This window comes from Marinilabiliales bacterium (assembly GCA_007695015.1).
GTDB lineage: Bacteria > Bacteroidota > Bacteroidia > Bacteroidales > PUMT01 > PXAP01.
Map to the genome: position 1 here is coordinate 1 of REEN01000094.1, position 9,631 is coordinate 9,631.

Here is a 9,631-nt window from a genome sequence, read left to right on the forward strand (position 1 = left end):
TGAAGATGTCAGTTATGATAATCTGAACCTGGCTGATGCATCTGTCATTCTTCTTGATGGTTTTGTGTTTTCAGAGGAGCTTAAACGGGAGTTGCTCGAAGCAAGGAAGAAGGGAACAGTGATCGTGATGGATAGCGGAAGCTGGAAGGATAATGAATAAACATACAGGTAACCAATACGGCTCAAGTGCATAACCGGGGTACGACTGATCAGGACATCCCTGTATCAATCAGTGTTCAGGCTGCGTCAATCTAACGGACTGCATACTAATCCTCTTCAACCCGCTCGAGGATAAATTCATAAAAATTCCATTCATACTCAACTGTCATCTTCAGCTCCTCTTCTTCAAACTTCAGTTTGTGGCCGACCATATATCCTCCGACATCGAGGTCAAATGAATACTCATTATCACCAACCTTGCCGTTGTAAATGAAGGCATCACCCATATAACTGGATGCCACTCCCGATAGCTTCTCGTCCTCTACCTTGAAAGTATAGATCACTTCAACGTCACCCTCCGGAAAATTAAAGGTAGTTTTCCATCTGCCGTCAACAGGAGAGGTGCCGGCACTTAATACAAATACACCGGCAATTGCCAGTATCCCAATTAATAAAGCTCTTTTTGTCATTATGGTAATATTTTTTGTTCAGTAGTACCGATAAATATATGATATTTTGTGTTACGATCTGGTTTTTTGACCAATATTTAACTTTTTTTGAAAGGAAGCTTACCTTTGTTTTAACTCATATCAGATGATATGGGCAGGTGCAAATGGCTGTAAGATTATGAAAACTAAATTGTATTTTTTAATTCTGGCTGCAACGGCATTCCTGCTATCCTCCTGCACACCAGGGAGCGAGCCCTTGCCGCGGGTTTTTGTTTTTACTGACATTAACATTGACGCTGGTGATCCTGACGACCGGCAGTCACTTATCCATTTACTTTGGTATGCCGATGAACTCAATATAGAAGGTATAGTGCCTGACAGGTGGTATGCCGGCGGACTGGAGGCCTGTATCCTGGCTGTCGAAGCCTATGCCAGGGATTTCGATGAATTTGATCTCGGGAGAAAGGGATACCCTGACCCGGGCTTCATGGAGGGTGCAATTGCCAAAGATCTGGAAGATGCGATCGAACGTTTCCATAGTGCTGCATCTGACCGTGGCAGTCCCCTATACGTCCTTATCTGGGGCAATATGGCCAATTTTGGTGAAGCATTGCGTCAAAAGCCTGAAGTGGCCGATAATATCAGGTTGATAACAATTGGCACCGGGTTGATGATGGAAGAGCACAGGCCATACATACCTGAAAACTGGGAGTTGACTGATAAGCCCTGCGATCAACCTAACTGGAACGGAGAGGGCCGTAACCGGGTATATAATGACAACCGGTTCAATGACATGTGGTGGCTCGAGATCAACTGGACCTATGAAGGAATGTTCAGCGGGAACGAGCCTTACGAGATGTTCGAACGTTTAACAAAGTATGGTGCACTGGGGCTGCACATTTGGGAAGTGGTGGAAAGCCAGCCCTGGGCTCACTATTTCAGGGTGGGCGACACACCGTCTGTTTTGTATGTTATAGATCCGGAAAACGACCTGGACGATCCCACCGCCGGCAGTTGGGCCGGGAAGTTCGTCAGGCCTTTGCCTGATGAGCGGCCTAACTACTATACCGATTCCAGTGGTCTGGTAGAATGGGACTATTCAGATCCCTGCAATACATGGGACAACCATGTCGAAATGCGTGACTATGCCAGGAGTACCCTTGAGAAAGCCCGGGCCGCGATGTACGAAGCATTGCTTGACAAACTTTCTTATATTTACGGGACGAGGGCAACATCCCACTGATAAAAATTCAAATGGATAATAAACTGTTTTTTACCGGACTTCTCGCGTTTTTATCACTAGCAGTGATAATGGCCTGCGAAAATGATTCTGCTGACCTTCCTGAAAACGAAGTAGTTGATACGTTAACGATCACCAACCCCAGGGATGTCTCTGTTGAAGACGGCTATGTTACGCCCCTGGAATATGACGGATATGAGCTGGTCTGGAATGATGAGTTTGATGGAGATGCTGTTAACACTGATTACTGGGAATTTGAAACCGGCACCGGTTGCCCGGATCTTTGCGGCTGGGGAAATAATGAGCTGCAATATTACCGGAAAGAGAATACATCGGTCTCTGACGGGGTCCTGACCATAGAGGCCAGGAGGGGAGTTTACCTTGACAGGAACTACACATCTGCCCGGATGAAAACCCAGGGTAAGAAGTCATTTAAATACGGGCGTATTGATATCAGGGCACTGCTTCCTGAAGGGCAGGGCATATGGCCCGCTCTCTGGATGCTGGGTGAGAATATTACGACCGTTGGCTGGCCCAGGTGCGGGGAAATTGATATCATGGAACTTATTGGTGGATCTGATAGGGAAAATGAGGTCCATGGCACACTGCACTGGGATCATAACGGGCATGTCTATACAGGTGGAAGCTATACCCTGCAAACCGGGACTTTTGCCGATGAGTACCATGTGTTTTGCATTATCTGGGATGAAGCAACCATCCGCTGGTTTGTAAATGACCACCAGTTTCATGAGATCGATATCACGCCTGATCATATGACTGAGTTTCACGATGAGTTCTTCTTTGTTTTCAACGTTGCGGTAGGCGGAAACTGGCCGGGAGATCCTGATTACTCTACGGTATTCCCACAAAGTATGAAGGTTGACTATGTAAGGGTATTTCAAGCTGTTCCTTAGATGCCGCTTAACCCTGTGAAGGGGTGCCGGCATCAGCCGCTGAGCCTGTCTTAGCATAACACTGATTTAAATTTTTTTGAAAATGCGGATCGACAATTCTATTAAGTTACTGCTGCTTATTACCGCAGCATTTTTTATTGGGCCGGCAGAGGTCATGGCGCACGGCGGCCAACCAGATGCCAGCCCATCGCTGGCCGACCAGACTGATCACTCCGATGGTGTTTATTGCGGCAGAGCTGGCAACACTGTTAAATTAGAAGCGGGCCCGGTTTTTGTCAGGGAAACAGACCAGTATGGCCCGGTTAAGTCTGACCCGGCTTCTGATCAGGCTGTTTCAGAGGCACGTCCGGTTTTTGTTGACGGATTGGCACAGAGGGTTGAGGCATTTTCCGATCCCGACACCTGGATACGCCACGACCTGTGGGTTGAAACGGAGTTTGATATTGACGGCGACGGCCTGCCTGACCGGATGCACGTTTCGGTTACCCGTCCGCTCCAGACTGAGTATGGTCTGAAACTGCCCGTGGTATACCAGTCCAGTCCCTACTATGCCGGACGAAGCTCTACCGACCGCAGGTATTTCTGGGATGTCAGGCAGGAGCTGTACACCGAACCCAATCCGCGCGAATTCCCTCCCCCCGCCGAGCGGAGGGTCAACCGCCCTGTGATTTCGAACGCGATGATCGATTTCTGGGTGCCCCGCGGTTTTATTGCCGTTCACTCCTCAGCGCCGGGAACCGGGTACTCGCAGGGATGCCCCACGATAGGCACCGATATTGAAGCGCTGGCACCCAAGGCTGTGATCGACTGGCTGAACGGAAGGGCTAAAGGTTATAGTTCCCCTTTCGGGGAAGAGGAGGTAGAGGCTTACTGGACCACCGGCAAGGTGGGTATGATAGGTACATCATACAACGGCACACTGGCCCTCGCTGCCGCATCTACCGGGGTGGAGGGTCTTGAGGCCATAATCCCGGTGGCTCCCAATACTTCGTATTACCATTATTACAGGTCTAACGGACTGATTGTTCATCCGTACGGATGGATGGGCGAGGATATCGATTTTCTGTATGATTTTGTCCATTCAAACCCCGAGAACCGCGAATACTGCAACCTTACTGTCAGGGACACTGAAATGGCAGAGGGGATGGACCGCGTTACCGGCAACTATAATGACTTCTGGGCAAGAAGGGATCTTGCCGCCAACCTTGAGAACCTGGCGGCGGCGGTGCTGATGGCCCATGCTTTCAATGACTGGAACGTAATGCCCGAACATAGTTACCGGGTGATAGAGGTATTGAAAGAGATGGGGCTGCCACATCAGATATACTACCACCAGGGTGGTCATGGCGGCAATCCTCCTGAGGATATGATGGTCAAGTGGTTTACACGTTACCTGTTCGATGTGGACAATGGTGTTGAAGACGACCCGGTAGCATGGATCGTGCGTGAAGGTGATGACCGCCTTGAACCCACGCCATACGAAGACTATCCTCATCCCGGTGCTGCTGTGGTTGAATTCTTCCTCAAGCCGGGCGCACCGGAAACCGGGTCACTCGTGATGGAAAGGACCCCGGGGCAGGGCACGGAGACGCTGACCGACAATTTTTCTTTCAGTGGTTCTGCGCTGGCACAGGCAGAATGGACAGAGCACCGGTTGTTGTATCTGACACCCCAACTGGAAGAGGAGGTGCACATATCTGGTGTGCCATCGGTAACCATCAGGCTTTCGGTTGACAGGCCGGCGGCAAACCTCTCGGTATGGCTGGTCTCGTTGCCGTGGAATGAAGGGAGGAATGCCCGGATTACCGATAACATAATCACTCGCGGCTGGGCCGACCCCCAAAACCGTAACTGTATTATCGAAAGCGAACCCCTCGAACCGGGCAGGTTTTACGATGTCACTTTTGACCTTGAACCTGACGACCAGGTTATAAGGGCAGGTCAGCAGATAGGGCTGATGATATTTTCGAGCGACAAGGACTTCACTCTCTGGCCCGATCCTGGCACGGAAATAACAGTCGACCTGGACGGGACAACCCTCAGACTTCCCGTAGTAGGGGGGAGGGAGGCGGTCAGGTTTTAGAATGTTAATCTGATTTTCATGTTATTCTGTGTGCGTCAGCACATGGGGGTTTCATAAAGGCAATATATTACGGCTGTTTCGAAGTCAGATCCCCGGGGCTCAGGTGAATTCTTCTACCATCCTGTAAATAGCATTCTTTATTCCGGGTGACAGGGTGTCCATATAATGGTCTTCGGTAAGGCATTTTATTTCGTTGAACAGTGAGGGGTGCCTTCCGGCAATGCTGACAATGGTGTTGAAAGCGTGGTATCGGACTGATGGGCGGCTGTTGATCTTTTCCCATATGGTTACGCACAGATCAAACAGGTAGCCTTCATCTTTTTCGCTGATCTCCATCTGCTGCAGTATCTTGAGCAGTTCACGCTGATGACCGTCCTTTTTTGAAGGGATGACGTCGATTATGGTCCTGATGTGAGGGCGGATGCGGGGGTCGTTCTTTTCCATGCAGCTCCACAAAAGCCAGGCTGCCCGCCATGAGTATGGCTGCTTGTCTGCAACAGCCAGCTGTATCGCCTCCCTGAAGTCGTCATCATGCGTGGCCAGATGATCTATCATCCCGGACTTGTATGAGTGTGTGAGGATATGTTCGAGACGGGTTTCCATAATACAATTGCAATATACGGAAAATGCCGTTTTGTTCCCCGAAAGGGGAATAAGAAAGGGTCGGACCGGCTGGGGACCAGCAGTGCCGTGAGGCAAATTCAGGTCGGGGGATCGACCGGATCTTGTGAACCGGCTTGCATACTATTCGTATTTAAGAGTTACGGCCGGGTTGGCTCGTGCGGCTTTGAAAGCCTGGTAGCTGACCATAAGCACGGCAATAATGTAAGAAACGACCGATGCGGTTACAAACACCAGTGGTGAGAGGTTTATGCGGAATGCAAAATTCTCAAGCCAGTTTGTCATCAGGTACCATGCAATGGGCCAGGAGACGAGGGTTGCGATAATGAAGAGGCGGTTAATCTCTTTAAGCAGCAACCACACGACAATACCTTCGGTTGCCCCGAAAACCTTGCGTATGCCAATCTCCCGGGTTCGCTGTTCTGCTGAATAGGAGGAGAGCCCCAGTAATCCCAGTGAGGCAATTACTATTGCCAGCAGGCTGAAACCTGAAAACAGAATACCTGCGCGCCTCTCGTTACTGTACTGATCAGCAACCGAATCCTCAAGGAAGAAATAGTCAAACACCTGGTCGGGTACAAACTCATTCCACTTTTCTTCAACTGTCCTCAGTATTTCCCAGGGATTCCGGTCATCGAACCGTATAGTCAGGTACATATTGTTTTGCCCGAAAACAATGACAAGGGGACTGATCCTCTGATGAAGGGATTCATAGTGGAAATCCTCTACCACACCTACCACGGTCCTCTCGTCGTTAAGGTTGACAAAGACCTTCTGCCCGAGTGGCGAACCATCGAAACCAAATCCACGTGCTGCTGCCTGGTTTATCACTATTGCCGATGAATCTGAGGCATAATTCCTGTCAAAGTACCGGCCCTCGACTAATCTGAGATCCAGAGCTTTGTCAAGGTCATATGAAGCATTAAAGAAATTGTAGGTCTGCATGTCATCCGGCGGTGCACCCTCTTTTCGCATAATTGTATTGCCAATTATGGTTGTCGGCAGGGAGTTTGATCTGGCAACTGCTTCAATGCCGGGCAGGTTGCGCAATTCGTCTGCAAAGGACGCATGCTGCGCTGATGGCATAATATATGTCCTGTCGATGATCAGTGTATTTTGGGGATTGTACCCGAGGTCCTTGTCCCGGATAAATGATATCTGGCTGTAGACCACAAAGGTGGCGATCAGCAGTCCGATAGTGATAATGAACTGGAAGGTTACAAGAATGCCTCGAAGAATACTGCTCTTCATACCCGAGCCTGACACTCCCTTGAAGATAACCATCGGATCGATATTGGCCAGGAAGAAAGCCGGGTAACTACCCGCTGCAAAACCCACGATAAGTATGATTGCCAACAGTACGCCGGCGGTGACAGTCACCGGCAGAGCCGACAGTGCGATCTGTTTCCCTGCCATATTGTTGAATTCAGGCATCGCGATAATAACAATGACAATGGCTGTTAACAGTGCAAGTGCTGAAAGCAGAACAGATTCGGTAAGGAACTGGCCGACCAGGCTCGAACGGGTAGAACCTACAATCTTCCTTACGCCTACCTCCTTAGCTCTTTTTGCTGATCTTGCAGTGGCCAGGTTCATAAAATTTATTGCAGCGATAATGATAATGAAGAGAGCGATGAGCATCAATACATATACCATGGTGATATTGCCGCCAACCTCCATTTCAAACGGCATTTCCGATCTGAGGTGAATATCTGTAAGCGCCTGTGCGAAATAGTTGTAGCGATTGCCAAGATGCTCAAGCTCTTCCATCGAGGCTCCCATTATCTCCTCGAAAGCAGGTCCGGCATGGGTCGCAACAAGGTACTCGAAGCGGTTGTCAATCTCTTTCGGATCGGTTCCCTCCTGCAGCAGGATATATGTGTAGATGTTGTTTGATAACCAGGCGGGTGCCTGTGCCCATTGCATACTGACAAAGGAGCAGACAATATCAAATTTTATGTGGCTGTTTGAGGGTGGATCCTCCACAATGCCGGCTACCTGCCACTCCTGGTTGCCGGACCATTTCCGCACGCTTTTTCCAACGGGGTCTTCGTTGCCAAAATACCTTTCTGCGGCGGACTGTGTCATGACGAGCTGGTTGGGTGCATTGAGGATGTTGTTGGGGTCGCCGCTTATCAGCCGGAAGCCGTTAAATAGCTGGAAGAATGTTGAATCTGCATATATCAGGTTTTTTTCGATGAAGGTTTTGTCGTCGTAACGAATGTCAGGGTCTCCCCCGAAAGAGAAAACCCTGGTGTAATTGAGGATGTCGGGGTACTGATCATACGAGACCGGACCGATGGCAGTATTGCTTATCGGTGCAAGCATCTCTGTATCCTGCAGTTTGGCGTCAAGGCAAACCCTGTAAATATTCTTTGCGTTCGGGTGAAACCTGTCGTAACTGAATTCGTCTATGACGTACAGCATTATCATCAATGCGCTGGCAATGCCCACCGCCAGCCCAAACAGGTTTATAATAGTATAGCCTTTCTGTGCCAGCAGATTCCTGACCGAAACTTTGAGGTTATTATATAGCATCGAAGTGGTTGTTTAAAGGATAGGTTGTTGTTTGAAAAATAAGACGCTTATACCATATGTTTTGTTACATGCAAAAAGATAATTAAGGAAACGGGAAAACTCCATAAGTATGATTAATGTATGAGATCGTGAAAACAATCTTATTGTCGTGATCGCTTATCCAGTCAAGTATCGTCTTCAATTGCCGGGTATTTGCAGCGTGTCAGGTTATTCGTGTGCAAAGATATAAAACCCCTTCATTTTTATCTTTTCTGCATATTTTGATTACTTAACCTAATTTTATACTTTTCCCATTGGAACAGGTGCTTTTATGCTCCTGGCTTTAACTTTAATCAACCGCCTGCTATGCTGAAAGGAATATCACCAATTATAAGTCCGCAATTACTCGAGGTCCTGGCCCGCATGGGTCACGGCGACGAGATTGTGCTTGCCGATGCCCATTTTCCCGGCGAATCTCTTAACAGCCTTGTTGTTAGAGCTGACGGACTGCGTATTGCCGATCTGATTGAGGCAATACTTCCTCTTTTTGAGCTCGATGCTTATGTTGATACCCCACTGGTGATGATGGATGCCGTCGAGGGCGACCATCTTGATCCCGGCGTTGAGGCATCATATATGGACCGGGTAAGGTTAACCAACCCGGGAGTGTCGCCACCGGAAAGGATCGACCGTTTTGCCTTCTATGAGCGGGCAAAGAGCGCCTTTGCTGTGGTGATGACCGGTGAGACAGCAAAGTACGGGAATATAATCCTTACCAAGGGCGTTACCCCTGTTTAGGATCATAAACGGCACCGGCAATGTTTGCACCCACCGGCTGCTTTAACCCTGCATTATTCCGTATTAATCATGAACAATGTTTGTGGGAGTTTTGTTATATTATTAGTATTCTGGCACATTGTGATTAAGATATTGCAGTTGTGTAGAAAAAATTGATAATTTAAAATCGTGTCGTTATGGATCTTGGTAAAAAGAGATGTAAACCATGTGAAGGGGGTATTCCTCCTTTGAAGCCGGAAGAGATATCAGAATATATGAAACATGTTGACAACGGCTGGAAAGTTTCAGGGGATAAGAAGATATCCAGGGAGTATTCTTTTGTAAATTTCAGGCATACGATGGATTTTGTCAATAAAGTGGCCGGCCTTGCCGATGAAGAAGATCATCATCCTGATATGCTTGTCTCCTATGGCAAGGTGGTTATTGAGTTAACGACGCACGCTATCGGCGGATTGTCGGAAAATGATTTTATACTGGCCTACAAGATTGACAGGTTATAGGTATCAGTGCACATGCCCCGCCATCTCGCGGGGCTCATCATTGCTGCCGCTTCCAACTCCTTCCCTTATTGTCTCCCGCACCTCCCCACAACGAAGCATCATTGATCCGAAATAGGGGTTCAGTATTTCTTCAAATTCACTCAGCCAGTATGCACCCCTGTTACCGTCCACCATAGGGCAGTATGCCACATACCATGTCATTCCTATAGCGCCAAGTGTTTGTGCTGTTTCTATGAACGCTTCGGATAGCGGCTCGAAATGGACCCTCATATCTTCGATGGCATCAGATCCCAGGAATGCGTCAATGCTCTCATCTATCTCCCCGTACCGCTCCATCCAGAACATATGGT

At 48.6% G+C, this 9,631-nt stretch carries 9 protein-coding genes; 5 read left to right on the top strand and 4 right to left on the bottom strand.

Going from position 1 to position 9,631, the window contains the following annotated elements; all coding sequences use genetic code 11:
- Window positions 1-266: 266 nt before the first annotated feature.
- Complete coding sequence (locus EA408_12575; protein TVR69485.1) at window positions 267-629, bottom strand: hypothetical protein; 363 nt, start codon at window positions 627-629, stop codon at window positions 267-269.
- A 124-nt stretch (window positions 630-753) separates the two neighbouring features.
- On the opposite strand from EA408_12575, the gene EA408_12580 reads away from it, so the two are divergent.
- The 3 genes from EA408_12580 (at window position 754) to EA408_12590 (ending at window position 4,845) form a co-directional block, all read left to right on the top strand.
- Entirely contained in the window at window positions 754-1,851 is a 1,098-nt protein-coding gene (locus tag EA408_12580) for a DUF1593 domain-containing protein (protein ID TVR69486.1), read from the top strand.
- An 11-nt stretch (window positions 1,852-1,862) separates the two neighbouring features.
- Window positions 1,863-2,762 carry a glycoside hydrolase family 16 protein gene (locus EA408_12585; protein TVR69487.1) on the top strand — a complete coding sequence of 300 codons (900 nt, stop codon included), beginning with the start codon at window positions 1,863-1,865 and terminating at the stop codon, window positions 2,760-2,762.
- Between the two features lie 154 nt (window positions 2,763-2,916).
- Window positions 2,917-4,845: a Xaa-Pro dipeptidyl-peptidase gene (locus EA408_12590; GenBank protein TVR69492.1), complete on the top strand. Its 1,929-nt coding sequence runs from the start codon at window positions 2,917-2,919 to the stop codon at window positions 4,843-4,845.
- A 99-nt stretch (window positions 4,846-4,944) separates the two neighbouring features.
- Here EA408_12590 and EA408_12595 read toward each other — a convergent pair whose 3' ends face one another.
- Together EA408_12595 and EA408_12600 are read right to left on the bottom strand one after the other, a co-directional pair.
- Window positions 4,945-5,448, bottom strand: a complete 504-nt coding sequence (locus EA408_12595; protein ID TVR69488.1) for a hypothetical protein — start codon at window positions 5,446-5,448, stop codon at window positions 4,945-4,947.
- Between the two features lie 141 nt (window positions 5,449-5,589).
- Window positions 5,590-8,004, bottom strand: coding sequence for an ABC transporter permease (locus EA408_12600; protein ID TVR69489.1), 2,415 nt, complete (start codon window positions 8,002-8,004; stop codon window positions 5,590-5,592).
- A gap of 345 nt (window positions 8,005-8,349) precedes the next feature.
- Between EA408_12600 and EA408_12605 the strand changes: the two genes are divergently transcribed.
- Window positions 8,350-8,781 (top strand): L-fucose mutarotase, encoded by a 432-nt coding sequence (locus EA408_12605; protein TVR69490.1) that lies wholly within the window; start codon window positions 8,350-8,352, stop codon window positions 8,779-8,781.
- 176 nt (window positions 8,782-8,957) lie between these two features.
- The gene (locus EA408_12610) at window positions 8,958-9,281 is read left to right on the top strand and encodes a 4a-hydroxytetrahydrobiopterin dehydratase (protein TVR69491.1); all 324 of its coding nucleotides are present in this window, start codon (window positions 8,958-8,960) and stop codon (window positions 9,279-9,281) included.
- A 3-nt stretch (window positions 9,282-9,284) separates the two neighbouring features.
- On the opposite strand, the gene EA408_12615 is transcribed toward EA408_12610, so the two are convergent.
- On the bottom strand, window positions 9,285-9,631 hold a 347-nt coding region (locus EA408_12615), incomplete at its 5' end, for a DUF3347 domain-containing protein (protein ID TVR69493.1).